Origin of the sequence: Cytobacillus sp. T106 (assembly GCF_040492155.1) — a bacterium.
In the GTDB taxonomy this organism is placed as follows: Bacteria; Bacillota; Bacilli; order Bacillales; family Cytobacillaceae; genus Bacillus_AB; species Bacillus_AB infantis.
Genome location: NZ_JBEUMK010000027.1, coordinates 1 through 16,070, shown reverse-complemented (window position 1 = coordinate 16,070; position 16,070 = coordinate 1). Strand labels below are relative to the sequence as shown.

Sequence of the window (16,070 nt, the reverse complement as noted above, 5' to 3'; positions counted from 1 at the left end):
TTCCAAATGTTAGGTTGTCTTTATTTTAAAACAATTTTTGCCAGTATGTCTGTCGAAGTTTGTAGAATGGTATATTTATTCGTTAAAAAAGACACCCTATTAGATGCCAAATATTAAAACCAGAAAATGTTTTACCTTTTAATCGGGCTGTTGTTTTCCGTTCCAGGCACTTCGCTTTCCGCGGGGCGGTGCTGAGCCTCCTCACGCTTCGCGCAGCGGGGTCTCAGCTCTGCCGCTAAAATCCCGCAGTACGTGCCTTCCACTGCAAACAACAGGGTTTTCAAAGTTTTATTTATACCTGTAACAAGATGGCAGGCAAAACAAAAATCTTTAAGCAGTGAGATTATGATCTTCTTTTAAATTGCCAGATTGTCATTCTTACTTTAAATATCTCAATATAGGCAAAAAAAAGGGTACGGAATGTGTTAATTCCGTACCCTTTTTTTTACATAGTGAACGCCAATCATAATGGCGCTTTTTTAAAAATCAGCTGATGACATGAAAAACGAAGTTTGCCAGGAATAGTCCTGCGATTACATACAGTGCGACGGAGACTTCCTTCGCCCTTCCGATCGCGATCTTGAGGATCGGATACAGGATGAACCCGACGGCTATTCCGTCTGCGATGCTGTAGGTAAAAGGAATCATCGCTATGATGAAGAACGCAGGAAAGCTTTCACTCATATCCTTCATATCAAGATTGCGGATATTTTGGAGCATCAATCCGCCGATGATGATGAGGATAGGGGCAATCGCACTGTTAGGAATCAGCTTGATTACCGGAATGAAGAAAGCTGAAAGCATGAACAGAAGCCCTGTAGCCACTGTCGTAAGCCCAGTCCTGCCTCCTGCAGCCATGCTGGCTGCACTTTCGACGGTCGAAACCGTCGGACTTGTTCCGAAAAGGCCGGAAAGCAGTGCAGATACGGAATTTGCCTGAAAAGCCCGCTTGAAACGTTCCGGCTTGCCGATGAACGAAACATGGCCGTGAACCAGGCCGATATTTTCAAACACCAGGACCATGGTCAGCGAGAATACTGCCACCCAGAACGTTATGGAAAAGAAGCTTTCAAAGGACATTGCCCCGAAAACATCCAGATAATCGCCAAAAGAAAAAGAAGATTCTTTTGCCTGCGATACATCAATATTTCCGAACAGCAAGGCAATGAGCGTCCCCGCAGCAACAGTGATCAGAAAATTTCCCGGGACATTCCGCATAAACAGAACTATTGCCAGCAGGAATGTAATGATCGTCGCCAGCACCTGCGGATCTCCCAGATTGCCTAAAGCAATGAGCGAGTTGGTGCCTTTTTCCACAATGCCGCCCTTTTCAAGCCCAATCAGCATCAGGAATAACCCAAGGCCTACAGTGATAGCTTCCTTAAGCGACTGCGGAATGGCTGCACTCAGGCTTCCTGCAAAACGCGAAAAAGCAACGAATGCAAATACCAGTCCGGAAACAAATACAACCGCCAGCGCTTCCTGCCATGAAAGCCCCATAGACTGCACGAGTGTGTAAGAAAACAGGGCATTGATTCCCATTCCAGGCACAAGAAGGATCGGTACATTCGCCCAGAATCCCATCAGGAAGCAGCCGACAACTGACGTGATGATGGTTGCCATGATGGCAGCTTCCAAAGGTATTCCGGCTTCCGAAAGGATGAGCGAATTGACGGCTATGATATACACAATGGTAAAAAAGCCGATAGCACCCGCCATCACTTCCTTCTTGAAGCTTGTTTCATTGGCATCAAGCTGGAATAATTGATTTAGCATTTTCATTAGTATTACCTATTCTGTTGTATAGCCCTCTCCCTACCCGCTCTCCCTGATAAACAGGTGAGCCACAAGGATATATTTTAGCAGACATTGAGTTCTCTGCCAATAGGAGACTCCTTAATTGGCCATTTCCCTGTAGAGATTCCCCATTTCTATCGCTCCTGCGGCAGCCTCCCAGCCTTTGTTTCCAGCTTTCGTTCCGGCACGTTCAATCGCCTGTTCAATCGTATCGACAGTCAGGACACCGAAGATGACAGGGATTCCGCTTGACATGCTGATTGAAGCCACTCCTTTTGATACTTCGCTGCTTACATAGTCGAAATGCGGTGTAGCTCCCCTGATGACAGTCCCTAGCGTTATGACGCTGTCATACTTTCCGGAATCGGCCATTTTCTTAGCCGCAAGAGGGATTTCAAAGGCTCCCGGCACCCACACGACCGTTACATCTTCCTCTGCAACACCGTGCCTTTTCAAGCTATCCTCTGCTCCAGACAGAAGCTTCCCGGTTATAAATTCATTGAACCTTGAAACAACAATAGCTATTTTAAGCCCAGTACCTACCAGATTTCCTTCAATCACTTTTTTCATCGTATTTTCCTCCATTAAAAAGTCAGCATATGACCTAATTTTGTTTTTTTGGTTTTCATATAGTTTTCATTATCTTTTTTAGACGGAAGCTGAAGCTGTACCCTTTCTGATACTTCCAGCCCATACCCTTCAAGGCCGGCGATTTTTCTGGGGTTATTCGTCAGGAGGCGCATCTTCCTTACGCCCAGGTCCCGGAGTATCTGTGCACCTATCCCGTAATCACGGAGATCATCCTTGAATCCGAGCATGTGGTTGGCCTCCACTGTGTCATAGCCTTCCTCCTGCAGCTTGTAAGCCTTCATTTTATTGATAAGGCCAATGCCCCTTCCCTCCTGGCGCATATACAGGAGAATACCTGACCCGGCTTCTTCTATTTGCTTGAGGGCTGCTTCAAGCTGAGGGCCGCAGTCACAGCGGTTCGAACCAAACACATCTCCGGTCAGGCATTCTGAATGCACCCTCAGAAGCACAGGCTCCTCTTCTGAAATTTCTCCCTTTACAAGGGCAATATGCTCTTTGCCATCCAGTTTATTTGTATAGCCAACCGCTTTGAATTGTCCATACTCAGTAGGAAGCGATATCTCCGCCTCTCTTTTAACGAGAGAATCATGTTCAAGACGGTACTCTATCAGGTCTTTGATAGTAATCATCTTTAGATTGAATTTCTCGGCCATTTCTTTCAGGTCATCCACTAATGCCATGGAGCCATCGTCCTTCATGATTTCACAGATGACTCCTGCTGGCTTTGCCCCGGCCAGACGAGCCAGGTCAACTGCCGCCTCTGTATGGCCTGCCCTCCTTAGGACACCGCCTTCTTTGGAAATCAAAGGAAATACATGTCCAGGACGGGCAAAATCTTCAGGAACCGAGCTTTCATCGAGAAGTTTTTCGATGGTCTGTGCCCTTTCAAATGCGCTGATGCCTGTCTTCGTCTCCTTATAATCAACACTGACTGTGAAAGCTGTACCATGGCTGTCTGTATTAACATCAACCATGGGATGGAGGCCGAGCCTGACTGCAAGCTCCTCTGTTACTGGCATGCAAATCAGACCCCTCCCCTCCTTTGCCATGAAGTTAATGGTTTCCGGCCCGGCAAACTCAGCAAGAGCAACCAGATCGCCTTCGTTTTCCCGGTCTTCATCATCACTTACAATCACAGGCCGGCCTTTCTTTAGTTCTGCAATAGCGTCTTCGATTGTATTGAACATGGTTACAGCTCTCCTTTGGTTAAGGTCAGATTTTTCCCCATTCATTCCTGGGTGAAAGACATGCCTTCTTTTATTGCTTAAGCTAGTTATCACGCTGTCACAAAAAGCCGTTTTCCCTCAGAAGCGCCTCTGAAACAGTTTTCTTTTCCGGCTTGGCGGCAGCCTTATTCATAAAGCTGTAAATATATTTCCCAAGCATATCAAACTCAAGATTCACAGTTTCCCCTGCTTCCTTCCCTCCCAGGATCGTATGACCTGCGGTATGGGGAATAAGGGAGACTGTCAGGGAAGAAGCTCCCGCTTCAAAAATGGTCAGCGAAACACCATCTACAGCTATGGAACCTTTATCCACTGGCAAATGGGACCATTCCTCCGGCACTTCGATTTCATAATAGATGGCATTTTCTTCATGCCTTTTTCTAATGATCCTGCCTCTGGCATCTATATGCCCTGATACCAAATGCCCCCCAAATCGGCCGCCAGCTTTCATGGCTCTTTCAAGATTTACAGGGCTATTGCGCTTCAATTCGGCAAGGCTGGTAGAATGGTATGTTTCAGGCATAACATCAGCGCTGAATTTTCTCTCGGTAAAATCAGTGATTGTCAGGCAAACGCCATTTACGGCAATGCTGTCGCCAATCCCCGCATCTTCAAGTATCCTGCCGGCGGATATGCTGAGCTTTAAAGTTTTCCCCTGGTGGACAATCTGTTCAACCCTGCCGACTTCCTCAATTAATCCTGTGAACATGATGGCCCTCCTCCGGCTGCGGCACCGCAATAATTTTCAGGTCCGGACCGATGCGTTCGGCCGATTTAAATGCCAAAGGAGTGGATTGATCCATTGAAGAGATCCCTTCTCCCCCGATGAATGGGACAGCTTTTCTTCCCCCTATGATTTTGGGGGCTGCATACAGAATGATCTGCTGAAATAGCCCTTCCTTAATGAAAGAAGCATGGATTTCAGAACCGCCTTCAACAAAGACAGAAAGAATCTGCCTTGTTCCTAATTCCTCAAGCACCTTGCCTGCTGGCACCTCTTCCTCAGGAAAATGTACAAGCTCCGTGCCCAGAGCTTTGATTTGCTCCGCCTTGCTGTTGTCATAATTGCTGCCGGTAAAAATGATGACCGGCGCTTTTTGATCATGCAGGATAGCTGCATCACCGGGGATCCTTAATGTGGAATCCAGTATTACTCTAATAGGGTTTTTTCCGCCTCGGGGCAGTCTGGCGGTAAGCTGGGGGTTGTCATGGATGACTGTGTTTACGCCCGTCAATATTGCGTCATGTTCATGTCTTAGCCGGTGTACATCTTCCCTGGATTCTGGAGAGGTAATCCATTGGCTGTCACCAGTGTTCGCTGCTGTTTTGCCGTCGAATGATGCGGCGGCCTTTATCGTTACATATGGCCTGCTGGTCCTCATGAAATGAAAGAATGCGCTATTTATTTCTTCCGCTTCTTCCCGCCTGATTCCAACTTCCACTTCTATCCCTGCTGCTTCAAGCTTGGCAATCCCGCGGCCGGCGACAATCGGGTTGGGATCTATTGAGGCAATGACCACCCTCTTGATCCCCGATTCGATGATCAGGTCTGCACAGGGAGGAGTCTTTCCATGATGGCTGCATGGTTCGAGTGTTACGTAGATCTCTGCTCCCCTGGCAAGTCCATCCGCCATCCGGATGGCATGGACTTCAGCATGCTGGGTGCCAGCCTTTAAATGAGCCCCCATCCCTGCAATCTGTCCATCTTTTACCACAACGGCGCCGACACATGGATTGGGACTGGTCTGCCCGATTGTTTTCCTGGCCAGGGACAGGGCCAGATCCATATAATCTTCATCTGTCATATGTACACCCTCTTTTCCTATCGTTCAATTTTTTCTCTCCAGAAAAAACAGCAGGCCCCGTACAGAATTAGTACGGGGCCAAATTAGACATGACGAAATAAGCGTTCAAAACACAATGTTAAAAACGCGGTTCATACATCCATTCCTTCTCCCATCCAGACTATAACTGTCGGCTTTGGAATTTCACCAAATCCACCGTCTTCACTAAGCGTAAAGCCGGGTCACGGACTAAGAGGCATGCCTCATCACCGCCGGTTGGGACTTTCACCCGACCCCGAAGGAATATTATATTTATAATATTAAAGGCATCTTATCATGAATTATCTCTTACGACAATTCAGAGAACTTATGAGCCGCTAAAATTAATTAAAATAGTGCTTTTGCACCTGAAACCTTTGGATGGGGACAAACGTATTATGACTATTACAATCAGAAAGGAATATTACAACAATGCAGGAGACCAAACAAGAGCTGCAGTCTGAGCTGCAGAAATGCCAGGAATGGGAAGCTGATCAAAGCGGCCTATGGTTTTGGGAAAAAATCGGCAGGCTCCCATTTAAGGTGCTGGACAAGCTGACCCCAGCCATCATTCAAAAAAAGATGGGTGTTATGCTTGATGAGCTCGGCAGCTATATACAGACGGGCGGCAGCTATTTAAGCACCTCTAATTCCATTAAATCTTATTATCCGGGGCGGAATGTAAATACTCTTGAAGATACTGCTGTACTTTCAATCAAGGAGATGGACGGAGCAGCAGAAAAGCTGACAGGCTCCAGGAAGAAGCTTGCAGCCATTCAGGGGGCAGGGACAGGGTTTGGAGGATTGTTTACTTTAAGCCTTGATATTCCAGTTCTTCTCGGGATGCAGCTGAAGACCCTTCAGGATATTGCCATCTGCTATGGCTATGATCCGAAAAGCAAGAAAGAACGACTGTTCATCGTCAAGGCGCTGCAGTTTGTATCTGCTGACATCGTTGGCAAGCAGGCGATTCTCAGGCAGCTTTCCGATATCGATTCGCCGGAAGAGGATGTACAGCGGGAAATCGCATCAGAGATCCAGGGATGGCGTGAAGTTGTCTTTGCTTATCGTGATCAGTTTGGCTGGAAGAAGCTTTTTCAGATGGTGCCGATTGCAGGGCTTGTCTTCGGTGCATTCATCAACCGCTCAGCAGTCGGGGATATCGGGGAAGCCGGCATGATGCTTTACAGAAAGAGGAAGATCAAGGAACGCCTGCAGGCAGCATCATCTGATATTTTGCCGACAGATACAGAAGAAAGGCTTCCATGAACATCATGGAAGCCTTTTGCTTTCTTTCTCTATAAAATCCTTATCCACAGCGCCCATAACCCTGCTTCTGATAATTCCGTCAGAATCTATAAAAAAGCTGGTCGGATAAGCCATAATCTCATACTCCCCCATGACCTGTCCCTTCACATCAAGCGGAATGGGAAAGGTAAGACCGTGGTCCTTTACAAAGTCCATTTCATCGCCTTTGTTCTTTTCAATAAATGTCATGTTGACAGCCAAGATTTCAAAATCCCCGATTGCTTTTTCTTCGTAAAGCTCCTGCATATCAGGCATTTCGGCCTTGCAGGGCGGGCACCAGCTTGCCCAAAAATTAAGAAAAACCCTCTTGCCTTTATAATCACTGAGGCTCACTGTTTTTCCCTCTAAATCAGTCAGAGTAAAGTCCGGTGCTTTATTGCCCGGTTCAATCCCCACCGCTATTTCCTCCGGATTCTCCAGCCTTTCATATTTTTCAGCCGGCAGCACCTTGTTTACGACCCCTTTATCCTTTAAGAACGTCTTATCAATAACGAATAAAGCCAGCAAAATGATCCCTGCAACAAGAAGAAACTTTTTCATTCTACACCTCGGGCTATTATTAGCATTCTTATATGTCCTTAGCAGGCCTAAGCTGCATAGGCTTGAATATTCGTGCTAGAACACCATTTTAATATGCTATGTGATCTAAGTAAACAGGCGGCAATAAAAAAACCGGCACGCCGGCCGGATTGTGTTTGTCTATTTCGTGTCCCTTCAAGCAGCAAGCTTTCTGCATTCTTCTGCACAAATATAGCATTTTTCTGCAGAGTTCATGCAATGAGCTTGTTCAAACTGCTTGCATTGTTCTGCACATTGATCAACTATCCTTGAACAGAGCAGAGTATATTTTTTTATAAAATCGCTATCTGACTCAAGCGCCTTGATTGTCAGCGCGCAAATATCGGCACTGTCTCTGTACAGCCTGATTGCCTCAGACTTTTTCCCGGCATCTGCTTCTTCCAGGGTTTTCTTAAAGGAAACCTCGCATGCTTCCAGGCAATCCAGACACGCTTTGATGCAATTTTCATAGCTGTTATCCATCACTTTATCCTCCGCTCTTTTGCATTATACGATCTTAGTGATAGATTCCCATATATAAGCACTTCAAAACCTGACTGCTTGCGATCATCATCCGTCAGCAAACAGCTTAGCGATTGCTGCCAATGCCAAAATCCTCTCTTTCGGTCCGGCATTGTCATTAAATGCCATAACCTCCATATTAGGATTTTGAAATTTCTCAGCCCAGCTTACAGGCATCAGACCCTTTTTGTAGCTCATCAATTCTTTCCCGCCATCCCATCCAATCCTGCAATCCAGGAAAAACTTTTCCCTTCGAACGGAAAGCGTCTTCTGGCGGAATCGTATGACAGCCGATCCTCCTGGTTTATGAATAAATTGCATCGTCCCAATATAGCGGCGGTCAGCCCTGAAAATATCCACTTTATTCTTCCTCGACAGAAAAAGGATCATCAGGTTGCCTGATCGATTGTATAATCCGTATTCCCGCTGAAATGACCTGGAAAGAAAAGAGGGGCAAAGTTTCCCTAGTAAGGTCACGTACGAATCTCTCAGTTCTCCAGCGAGCTGGCCGTCAGGGGTAAATAAGACCATTCTTAAAGAAGCAGAAGGAAGATGGGAAACCAGCAGATGATTTTCTTCCAATAGCTTCCCGTGATATTGGCAGCTGTCCAGCCTGTCCACCGCTCTTGACCTTGCCTGATGGAGCACACTCATCTGATAGCAGCCAAAGCTGTACAAAAGAAAAGGCACAGCTGCCAGCACCAGCTCCCTGCCCGGCAGCATAACCAGGCAGGCCGGAAGGATGAAAAATAGAGGCACTAGTGCTGCCAGGCTGCTGTTAAGAGATAGATCTGCTAATCGGCTGTAATGCTTTTGGATATTCATCAGCAAGTCTCCCGTGAAGAATTTGGTTGCGGTTCTGCTTCAAATTACTACTGCTCTTTAATTCTATTAAACTCTGCGGGAAATCATGCTAGGGAATGAGCGGGGATATCTACAAGTTTTTTTATGTTGGAGCAGCCATATTTTCAATGAGGAAAAGCCTTTGAGGCCAAGTTTGTGAGTCTGAGGAAATAGATGACGTCGTTGCAGACCTCTTTTGGTTTTAGATGGTTTAGAAGGTCTCAGTTGGCAGCACTAGCATTCTTTGTTTTGGTTTTAACGATTTAGAGGGCCTTAGCCGGCGGCACTAACACCCTCTGGGTTGGTTTTAACGGATTTAGAGGGCCTTAGTCGGCGGCACTAACACCCTCTGGGTTGGTTTATACAGATTTAGAGGGTCTTAGTCGGCGGCACTAACACCCTCTGGGTTGGTTTTAACAGACTTAGAAGGTCTTAGTCAACGGCACTAATACCCTCTGGGTTGGTTAAACGAGTTCAGAGGGTCTTAGCCGGCGGCACTGGCTCCCTCTATTTCACTCATGCTATTCAATGCCACATTGTTCTCAGAGCGGGCATCCTTCTAATCTAAAAATCTCTGTACTCTTGTCGAAGGTAAAACCCCAGCCAACATTTGGCTGGGGTTAATAAACTGGTCTACAACTGGTATAGGTGCCTGTCACCCAATAAAAGACTGAATCCGCCCAAATTGCTTCTTAGCATCGCTGTAGCCCTGGTTGTAGAGGTGTTCGAGCTTGGCTGGGTTTCTTTCCATCCTTCCCACTTCGAGCGGCTCTGATGGCTGGATGACAAGGGTGGTGCCCTTCTGTTCTTCCTCTGCCAGGTAGCCGAGTGTCTGGTTGTACTGCCGGTAGCGGTTTTCCATGGCCTTTTGGAGGCCTGTATAGGCTGGATATTTTCTTCTGACAAGGAAATGGAACTTTGAAGGTTTTTTCTGATAGCCTTTATTTCTTGTGAGTATGACTATATTTTTTTGGAATCCGTCCTGCTGGGCTTTTTTCAGCGGAATCGGGTCGCTGATTCCCCCATCCAGCAGCTTTCTGCTGTTGTAGTCTATCTCCGGAGCAATGAAAGGCAGTGAACTCGAAGCTTTCAGCACCTGCAGCACATCCTGCCCGTAGCCTTCCCTGTTAAAATAAACAGGTTCTCCTGTATGGCAGTCGGTTGTGCCAATGACGAACTCCGACTGGCTGTTATGGAACTTATCATAATCATAGGGGACAAGCTTGTTCGGGACCTCATCAAAAATGAAATCCATTCCAAAGAATTGCCGGTTCCTGAAATAATTGCGCCATGATATATAGCGGGGATCACTGACAAGATCCACATTGACGGTTTTATTCCGTCCTTTCTGCCCTGAGATATAGGAAGCAGCATTGCAGGCTCCCGCTGAAACTCCTATTATGTAGGGAAAATACAGATCCTGCTCCATAAAGTATTCCAGCACGCCTGCCGTATAGACGCCCCTCATCCCGCCGCCTTCGAGCACCAGGCCGGTTTCATTGAGCATGACAAAGACTCCTCTCTTTTTTTTGCCTATTATTGCTTGATAATGGATATATTCTAACAAAAAAAATCCGCATTTGTCACAGGCTCCGCCTGACTGCGGCACAAAAAAAGCTGCTGATCCCATTAAAAGGAATCAGCAGCTATGCTGTCTTATTTTATCAGACGAAAAACCAGCGGTATTCTGTATTCATTGCCTTCATAGGCTTTTACTGCCGCCACAATGGTAAAGACCAGGGCCAGAGCGCCGACGATCCAGATGGTGATGAAGCCGATAAGGACAATCATCAGGACGGTACTGATGATGCTGTACACACCATAAGAAATAAGAAAGTTAAAATACTCTTTTCCATGATAATTCACAAGCTCCGAGTCATCCTTCTTCAAAAGCCAGATGATCAGCGGCCCGAGAAAGGTCGTAAACAGGCTGGATATATAAATCAGGGATGCCATCAGCCTTTCATCACTGCTGGAGTTTTTTTGGTATTCCACTCATAATTCCTCCAATATTAAAAATGATTTCTTATAACTATTACTACGCCCCACATCTAAAAAGGTTTCATTCTTCCGCTTAAATTATTCTTTAACCGCATCTTTTTCTTTCCCTGTTCTTGTTTGGGACAACTTGAATACTAATTAGTGAGGGCATATATCGGCAAATACAACAATAAAGGAGCCTTCCTCAATACTCCAAAAAGATGTAAAGGGTGATCAGATGCTTTCTAAGATAGAAGCGCTAATTCTCGGCATGATCCAGGGCCTGACTGAATTTCTCCCGATTTCGAGTACCGGGCATTTATATCTCGGAAGGCACCTGTTCGGGCTTGATGAGGCTGGCCTGTTCCTTGATACCATGCTGCATGTCGGAACCTTGCTGGCAGTCCTTGTCGTTTACAAAGATGAGCTCCTCCAAATCGCCAGGAAACCTTTCGGGCGGCTTTCCCTGCTCCTTGCAGCCGGAACAGTTCCTGCCGTGATTGCAGGTCTCCTTCTCGGGGATCTTCTCGATTCATTGTCAAAGTCCGGCGTAACCATCGGGTGGGAATTTTTACTTACCGGCTTTATCCTCTGGACTGCCGATGGAATAAAAAAAGGCAGGAAAAAGATGGACGATATCAGTATGGGGGATGCCATTTTCATTGGCACCTTCCAGGCAGCAGCCATCTTCCCCGCCCTCTCCCGCTCCGGATTGACGATTGCCGCAGGCCTCATCAGGAAACTGGATAGAGAAACGGCTGCCTATTTTTCTTTTCTTCTTTCCATTCCAGCGATAGCCGGGGGGATTGTGATGCAGGCAGGAGAAATGTATGCCGGCCATACCGAGGCCATCCCTTTTGGGAGCCTATTGATCGCCACACTCTCATCAGCGCTGTTCGGCTATGCGGCTGTAGTATGGATGATTTCATTTTTAAAAAGAAAATCCCTGAAGATTTTTGCTGTTTATGTATGGATTTTGGGCTTTGCTGTCCTCGCCCTTCAAATGACAGGTTTTTTTTAAGGGAGTGATGTATCAGTGAAGGAAGTGATCATTCAGTTATTTGAGTTCCTTTCAAGCCTCGGTTATCTGGGCATAGCCCTTGGATTGATGGCAGAAGTGATCCCCAGTGAAATTGTCCTGAGCTATGGAGGATACCTGGTTGCAAGCGGAGAGATCCATTTTGCAGGAGCTTTGCTCGCCGGGGTTGCCGGCGGCACCGCTGCCCAGCTTTTTCTTTATTGGCTCGGTTATTTTGGGGGCAGGCCCGTCCTTGAGAGATACGGCAAATTTCTGCTGATTAAAGGCAGTCATCTGGATGCTGCCGAGGACTGGTTTAACCGCTATGGAACCGGCGTCATCTTCACTGCCAGGTTCATACCTGTCGTACGGCATGCCATTTCCATACCGGCAGGAATAGCAAAGATGCCTCTCAGAACCTTTTTTCTGTACACTGTGGCGGCAATTATCCCCTGGACAGTGCTTTTTCTCCTGCTGGGAATGGAGCTTGGCGACCATTGGAATGAAGTAAAGGATTATGCAAAACCATATCTGGTACCGATCATCGTCACCGCTGCTGTCCTTCTTGCCGGATATATTGCTGTCAAGCAACGCAAAAAAGATTGATGCGTAAAAAAGGAGGCGTGATCATGCCAAGGATGCTGTTGAAAAATGCGCTTGTCTACCCGATTGTTTCAGCACCCTTCAGGGGTGACGTCCTTGTTTCAGATGGCAAGATAGAGAGGGCAAGCCCTTCAATTAAGGTGGATTCCGCCGTCAGGATCATTGACTGCGGCGGAAGGCATCTGCTCCCAGGCTTTATCGATGTGCATACACATATGGGACTTTATGATGAAGGGACCGGATGGGCCGGGAATGATGCCAATGAAACCATAGAGCCGCTCAGCCCGCATATCAGGGCCATGGATGGCGTATACCCGCTCGACCCTGCATTTTCTGATGCTGTGCGGCATGGTATCACGGCGGTCCATATCATGCCTGGCAGCGCCAATATCATCGGCGGAACCACTTCTGTCATCAAAACCGCCGGCAAAAATATTGAAAAGATGACGATCCAGAAAACGGCAGGCCTCAAAATCGCATTCGGGGAAAACCCCAAGCGGATTCACAGCCACGGCAATAAAGAGTCGATTACCAGGATGGGCATCATGGGAATGCTCCGGGAGGCTTTTTATGCCGCAAAAAACTCGGCATCACCGGAAGATCTCCGCACCGCACCGCTGCTGCTCGCCCTTAATCGTTCCATTCCTGTACGGATCCACGCACACAGGGCGGATGATATCATTTCTGCGGTAAGATTGGCAGATGAATTCAATCTGGATTTGAGGATTGAGCATTGCACAGAGGGTCACCTGGTAGCCGACGAGCTGTCTGGAAGGAGTTTAAAGGTGTCTGTGGGCCCGACATTGACCCGAAGATCGAAGGTAGAATTGAAAAATAAAACATGGAGGACATACAGCGAACTGACGAAAATGGGAATTGAAGTCTCGATAACGACAGACCATCCTTATACACCGATACAATATTTGAATGTCTGTGCTGCCATAGCCATGAGGGAAGGTCTTGCTGAACAGAAAGCACTCGAGGGAATCACGCTCATTCCGGCCAGGAACTTGAGAGCAGAAGACAGGCTCGGCTCAATTGAGCCTGGCAAGGATGCAGATTTGGCCCTTTGGAGCCTCCACCCTTTCCATTTTTTGTCCAAGCCGTCCTGGACGATGATTGACGGGGAATTCGTCTATTCTGAGTGATGGAATTTGTCAAAATCCGCTGCCGAATTTTGCTGTAAATTTTTCAAGAAATATTAACAATTTACCTATTTCTTTTTTTATTTTTTTTTAGTATGATACCTTAAGTGGCAAAGATTCTGCTGAATTTCTGCCTTTGAATAAACACATAATGGAATGCAATAGATATAGGGAAGGCAAATGGTGCGCCACCATCCAATCCAAGGATGGTTCTAGTGGGTTCGATTCCCACCCCGAAATTTTTTAGCAACATTACTAAAAATTTCGAGGGTGGGACCAGAGCTCTATTTGGCATGGAGCAGGACTACCTCGGGCTGGAGGGAACATACATGCTCAAGAAACGCGATCTTCATGATTGCCATGCTTTGTACGAATTGATGACGCACCCGGAAGTCTTCCCTTTTGTGCGCCAAAAAGCCTATTCCTATGATGAATTTTTATTTATGACCAAGCAGACGATTGAAGCAGAGGAACGCGGTGAGCTTATTTCCCGCACTATCCTCGATGAATGGGGTGCTCCGATCGGGACCATCAATCTGTTCGATATTCAGGATCAGGCCGGGTTCCTCGGCACCTGGCTCGGCAAGCCCTATCATGGGAAAGGCTATAATAAGACAGCCAAGGATGCTTTTTTTGATGAGCTTTTTTATGAAGCCGGAATCGAAACGATCTTTATGAGGATCAGAAATGTCAATATCCGTTCTCAAAAAGCTGCTGAAAAGCTTCCGTATATTATCCAGGCCAATGAAACAAGGAAACATATATTTGAACAGCTGAACAAGCAGGAGCTTATCTACAATCTTTATGAAATCCCAAAGGACTTATATACACTTCATGTAATGCGGAGCGGAGTCCAGCCGGTTCAGGATGTCACCCAGCTAATGGAGGCTTAAGGGTGCACATACACGAGATTTAACCAAAAGCCAGTCATTCCCGACTGGCTTTTTTTCATATATAAAAACTCACCTTGCCTCCAGAAAAACTGCCCTCATAAATGCCTGTTCCAGCCTCTCCACAGGACAAACTGAGGCTAAGCCCTCCCTATCCCTCATCTTCATCAGAATTTTTGGAGGATATTCGAAACGGTTATCAGCATATCGGATGGCTGTTTCGGCTTGAATATGAATCGTTTGCTCTTGGCAGATTCTGTACTTCTGCCATCTCGCAGCCTGTTCAAGGAGTGAATGAAACCGGTTCAGCTCATAATCAGGTTTTTCAGGGTCGGATGCCGAGAAAGCCATGCAGATTCTTTTCCTTTTCATAACAGCCCTTTGCAGCTGCTGGCTTATAGCTTCAAAATCCCTGCCGGTAAAGCTCTTTAATGATTTAGGGAACATTATTAAGCTGATCTCATCCAATTCCCCTACCTGCAAGCCTGATGGAGGTGATCGAATCAGCTTAAGTTTATTGGGGGGGACTTCACTCAGGCCACTCCAGACTTCTTCGTCAATGCCGGTGTATGTAAAGCTGCCGATTTCCTTCTCGCATGCGGCGGCATAGAAGGCATCATATTCAATTGCACTTCCGCACTTAAAAGAGAACAGTTTCCATGGAGGCAAAATCCATTTGCTATCGAGAATCAGTCTGGACATCAAATAATATTCATGGAGCAGGACAGGATAGTGCCCGAGCAGATATATCTGCTGCCAGACTGTGTTCCCCCCGCTTACGGATTTCAGCGGGCAGTCAAAGCTGCTTTCCCCGATTTCCATCCAAATGGTGGCCAGCTTGTTTGCAATAAGAGATCTCACTATCCTCTGCCCCCTTTCTCCCTCATCATATGCTTCGCCGCTTTCCAACATGCCATTATGAAAAACGCATGCTCAGGTGCCGGGCATAGACTGCCGCACCGTTTGGCAAAACAAAGAGACTGCTTTCTATGCAGCCTCCCCATATGTTTATTTTCCCGGATTTTTCTTTAATTCTTCGATGTATAGCTTTCTGACAATATAGGTTTTGTATAATTCTATTTTCCTGCGGTCTATCGGATGTTTATTGATCCCCATTTCCTTCAGCTTCTGAATATACCAGCCTTTCGACCCCTGATATGCCACCCTTCATTCTCCTCTCCAAATCGCTTGTCCGTATACTATATGCTGAAAGAAGCAGCTGAAGACCTTCACGGCAAAAATTCAGCGGCTCAGCCAGCATCCTTATTCTTTAGAGCTTAAATCTGCGGGTTGAAAATGCATTTGCAAACCGAAAGCCAGGAACAGCCATGCTATATTCCAGACTCTGAAAAAAACGGTCTGTCCATTCCTGTACTTTCGCCTTTGATCTCCGCATAGGTATATATGGCAGACAGGCTTTTTCAAAATTGAGTGAAGAGACCCTCTTTTTTCCCCTTTTCAGGAGAGGTTTATTCAGCTAACAGGGCAGGAAAGGATAAAAAAACCAGGAAGTCTTATCCTCATTTGAGGGGCCAGCAAGCCTTAAAATAAGCGGAGAATTTCCGTTTTAACTGCTGAATCTGGCATGAGGGCATTAAATAAGCGGAAAATTTCCGGTTAAGTGCAGCAAAGTTGCCCATTTTGGAGTTCTGTCAATAAAGTAGATACTTTTATGCCTGGTAGTGGCGTACTATTTTTCTTCCGCACTCCGTTTTCACTTCGCTTGGAGGCCTATGCTTGAAGGAACCATTTGAGAGGCAATGCTC

The 16,070-nt window shown here is 46.5% G+C and carries 17 protein-coding genes and 1 riboswitch; of the genes, 5 read left to right on the top strand and 12 right to left on the bottom strand.

All coding sequences use genetic code 11. From position 1 onward, the window contains the following. Positions 1 to 486: 486 nt before the first annotated feature. The 5 genes from ABU165_RS24590 to ribD all read right to left on the bottom strand — a co-directional run bounded on the left by ABU165_RS24590 (position 487) and on the right by ribD (position 5,419). On the bottom strand, positions 487 to 1,782 hold the full coding sequence (locus ABU165_RS24590; protein WP_094767240.1) for an NCS2 family permease: 1,296 nt from the start codon (positions 1,780 to 1,782) through the stop codon (positions 487 to 489). A gap of 114 nt (positions 1,783 to 1,896) precedes the next feature. Continuing rightward, positions 1,897 to 2,367, bottom strand: coding sequence for a 6,7-dimethyl-8-ribityllumazine synthase (ribH, locus tag ABU165_RS24585; protein WP_022544069.1), 471 nt, complete (start codon positions 2,365 to 2,367; stop codon positions 1,897 to 1,899). Positions 2,368 to 2,381: 14 nt separating this feature from the next. Beyond that, positions 2,382 to 3,575, bottom strand: coding sequence for a bifunctional 3,4-dihydroxy-2-butanone-4-phosphate synthase/GTP cyclohydrolase II (locus tag ABU165_RS24580; protein ID WP_009795515.1), 1,194 nt, complete (start codon positions 3,573 to 3,575; stop codon positions 2,382 to 2,384). 97 nt (positions 3,576 to 3,672) lie between these two features. Next, complete coding sequence (gene ribE / locus ABU165_RS24575) at positions 3,673 to 4,323, bottom strand: riboflavin synthase (RefSeq protein ID WP_009795514.1); 651 nt, start codon at positions 4,321 to 4,323, stop codon at positions 3,673 to 3,675. Continuing rightward, a complete protein-coding gene (gene ribD / locus ABU165_RS24570; protein ID WP_009795513.1) occupies positions 4,304 to 5,419 on the bottom strand; it encodes a bifunctional diaminohydroxyphosphoribosylaminopyrimidine deaminase/5-amino-6-(5-phosphoribosylamino)uracil reductase RibD in 1,116 nt (371 codons plus the stop codon). The genes ribE and ribD overlap by 20 nt, the downstream gene beginning before the upstream one ends. Positions 5,420 to 5,558: 139 nt before the next feature. Beyond that, a riboswitch (FMN riboswitch) is annotated at positions 5,559 to 5,705 on the bottom strand. 164 nt (positions 5,706 to 5,869) lie between these two features. Here ribD and ABU165_RS24565 point away from each other — a divergent pair. After that, positions 5,870 to 6,706 (top strand): EcsC family protein, encoded by an 837-nt coding sequence (locus ABU165_RS24565; RefSeq protein WP_009795512.1) that lies wholly within the window; start codon positions 5,870 to 5,872, stop codon positions 6,704 to 6,706. Positions 6,707 to 6,709: 3 nt separating this feature from the next. Here ABU165_RS24565 and ABU165_RS24560 read toward each other — a convergent pair whose 3' ends face one another. The 5 genes from ABU165_RS24560 to ABU165_RS24540 all read right to left on the bottom strand — a co-directional run bounded on the left by ABU165_RS24560 (position 6,710) and on the right by ABU165_RS24540 (position 10,624). Further along, positions 6,710 to 7,285, bottom strand: coding sequence for a TlpA disulfide reductase family protein (locus ABU165_RS24560; RefSeq protein WP_009795511.1), 576 nt, complete (start codon positions 7,283 to 7,285; stop codon positions 6,710 to 6,712). Between the two features lie 174 nt (positions 7,286 to 7,459). After that, complete coding sequence (locus ABU165_RS24555) at positions 7,460 to 7,786, bottom strand: four-helix bundle copper-binding protein (protein WP_009795510.1); 327 nt, start codon at positions 7,784 to 7,786, stop codon at positions 7,460 to 7,462. A gap of 87 nt (positions 7,787 to 7,873) precedes the next feature. After that, positions 7,874 to 8,650 (bottom strand): hypothetical protein, encoded by a 777-nt coding sequence (locus ABU165_RS24550; RefSeq protein ID WP_009795509.1) that lies wholly within the window; start codon positions 8,648 to 8,650, stop codon positions 7,874 to 7,876. A gap of 673 nt (positions 8,651 to 9,323) precedes the next feature. Next, positions 9,324 to 10,175, bottom strand: a complete 852-nt coding sequence (locus ABU165_RS24545; RefSeq protein WP_009795507.1) for a patatin-like phospholipase family protein — start codon at positions 10,173 to 10,175, stop codon at positions 9,324 to 9,326. Positions 10,176 to 10,324: 149 nt separating this feature from the next. Further along, entirely contained in the window at positions 10,325 to 10,624 is a 300-nt protein-coding gene (locus ABU165_RS24540; RefSeq protein ID WP_050767316.1) for a DUF4870 domain-containing protein, read from the bottom strand. 262 nt (positions 10,625 to 10,886) lie between these two features. Here ABU165_RS24540 and ABU165_RS24535 point away from each other — a divergent pair, with 262 nt between their 5' ends. The 4 genes from ABU165_RS24535 to ABU165_RS24520 all read left to right on the top strand — a co-directional run bounded on the left by ABU165_RS24535 (position 10,887) and on the right by ABU165_RS24520 (position 14,307). Then, a complete protein-coding gene (locus ABU165_RS24535) occupies positions 10,887 to 11,669 on the top strand; it encodes an undecaprenyl-diphosphate phosphatase (RefSeq protein WP_094767238.1) in 783 nt (260 codons plus the stop codon). A 15-nt stretch (positions 11,670 to 11,684) separates the two neighbouring features. Then, on the top strand, positions 11,685 to 12,272 hold the full coding sequence (uptA, locus tag ABU165_RS24530; protein ID WP_318061065.1) for an undecaprenyl phosphate transporter UptA: 588 nt from the start codon (positions 11,685 to 11,687) through the stop codon (positions 12,270 to 12,272). A gap of 23 nt (positions 12,273 to 12,295) precedes the next feature. After that, the gene (locus tag ABU165_RS24525) at positions 12,296 to 13,417 is read left to right on the top strand and encodes an amidohydrolase (protein WP_101549734.1); all 1,122 of its coding nucleotides are present in this window, start codon (positions 12,296 to 12,298) and stop codon (positions 13,415 to 13,417) included. Between the two features lie 326 nt (positions 13,418 to 13,743). Next, positions 13,744 to 14,307: a GNAT family N-acetyltransferase gene (locus ABU165_RS24520; RefSeq protein ID WP_129611938.1), complete on the top strand. Its 564-nt coding sequence runs from the start codon at positions 13,744 to 13,746 to the stop codon at positions 14,305 to 14,307. A gap of 69 nt (positions 14,308 to 14,376) precedes the next feature. Here the strand turns inward: ABU165_RS24520 and ABU165_RS24515 are convergent, their stop codons facing one another. Further along, positions 14,377 to 15,165 carry a hypothetical protein gene (locus tag ABU165_RS24515; protein WP_022544073.1) on the bottom strand — a complete coding sequence of 263 codons (789 nt, stop codon included), beginning with the start codon at positions 15,163 to 15,165 and terminating at the stop codon, positions 14,377 to 14,379. Between the two features lie 147 nt (positions 15,166 to 15,312). Then, the gene (locus tag ABU165_RS24510; RefSeq protein WP_022544074.1) at positions 15,313 to 15,468 is read right to left on the bottom strand and encodes a YflJ family protein; all 156 of its coding nucleotides are present in this window, start codon (positions 15,466 to 15,468) and stop codon (positions 15,313 to 15,315) included. Positions 15,469 to 16,070 lie beyond the last annotated feature (602 nt).

Bases quoted from the DNA above. Each gene is read 5' to 3' on its own strand.
- ABU165_RS24590 (WP_094767240.1), bottom strand. From the start codon at position 1,782: ATGAAAATGCTAAATCAATTATTCCAGCTTGATGCCAATGAAACAAGC.
- ribH (WP_022544069.1), bottom strand. From the start codon at position 2,367: ATGAAAAAAGTGATTGAAGGAAATCTGGTAGGTACTGGGCTTAAAATA.
- ABU165_RS24580 (WP_009795515.1), bottom strand. From the start codon at position 3,575: ATGTTCAATACAATCGAAGACGCTATTGCAGAACTAAAGAAAGGCCGG.
- ribE (WP_009795514.1), bottom strand. From the start codon at position 4,323: ATGTTCACAGGATTAATTGAGGAAGTCGGCAGGGTTGAACAGATTGTC.
- ribD (WP_009795513.1), bottom strand. From the start codon at position 5,419: ATGACAGATGAAGATTATATGGATCTGGCCCTGTCCCTGGCCAGGAAA.
- ABU165_RS24565 (WP_009795512.1), top strand. From the start codon at position 5,870: ATGCAGGAGACCAAACAAGAGCTGCAGTCTGAGCTGCAGAAATGCCAG.
- ABU165_RS24560 (WP_009795511.1), bottom strand. From the start codon at position 7,285: ATGAAAAAGTTTCTTCTTGTTGCAGGGATCATTTTGCTGGCTTTATTC.
- ABU165_RS24555 (WP_009795510.1), bottom strand. From the start codon at position 7,786: ATGGATAACAGCTATGAAAATTGCATCAAAGCGTGTCTGGATTGCCTG.
- ABU165_RS24550 (WP_009795509.1), bottom strand. From the start codon at position 8,650: ATGAATATCCAAAAGCATTACAGCCGATTAGCAGATCTATCTCTTAAC.
- ABU165_RS24545 (WP_009795507.1), bottom strand. From the start codon at position 10,175: ATGCTCAATGAAACCGGCCTGGTGCTCGAAGGCGGCGGGATGAGGGGC.
- ABU165_RS24540 (WP_050767316.1), bottom strand. From the start codon at position 10,624: ATGGCATCCCTGATTTATATATCCAGCCTGTTTACGACCTTTCTCGGG.
- ABU165_RS24535 (WP_094767238.1), top strand. From the start codon at position 10,887: ATGCTTTCTAAGATAGAAGCGCTAATTCTCGGCATGATCCAGGGCCTG.
- ABU165_RS24525 (WP_101549734.1), top strand. From the start codon at position 12,296: ATGCCAAGGATGCTGTTGAAAAATGCGCTTGTCTACCCGATTGTTTCA.
- ABU165_RS24520 (WP_129611938.1), top strand. From the start codon at position 13,744: ATGCTCAAGAAACGCGATCTTCATGATTGCCATGCTTTGTACGAATTG.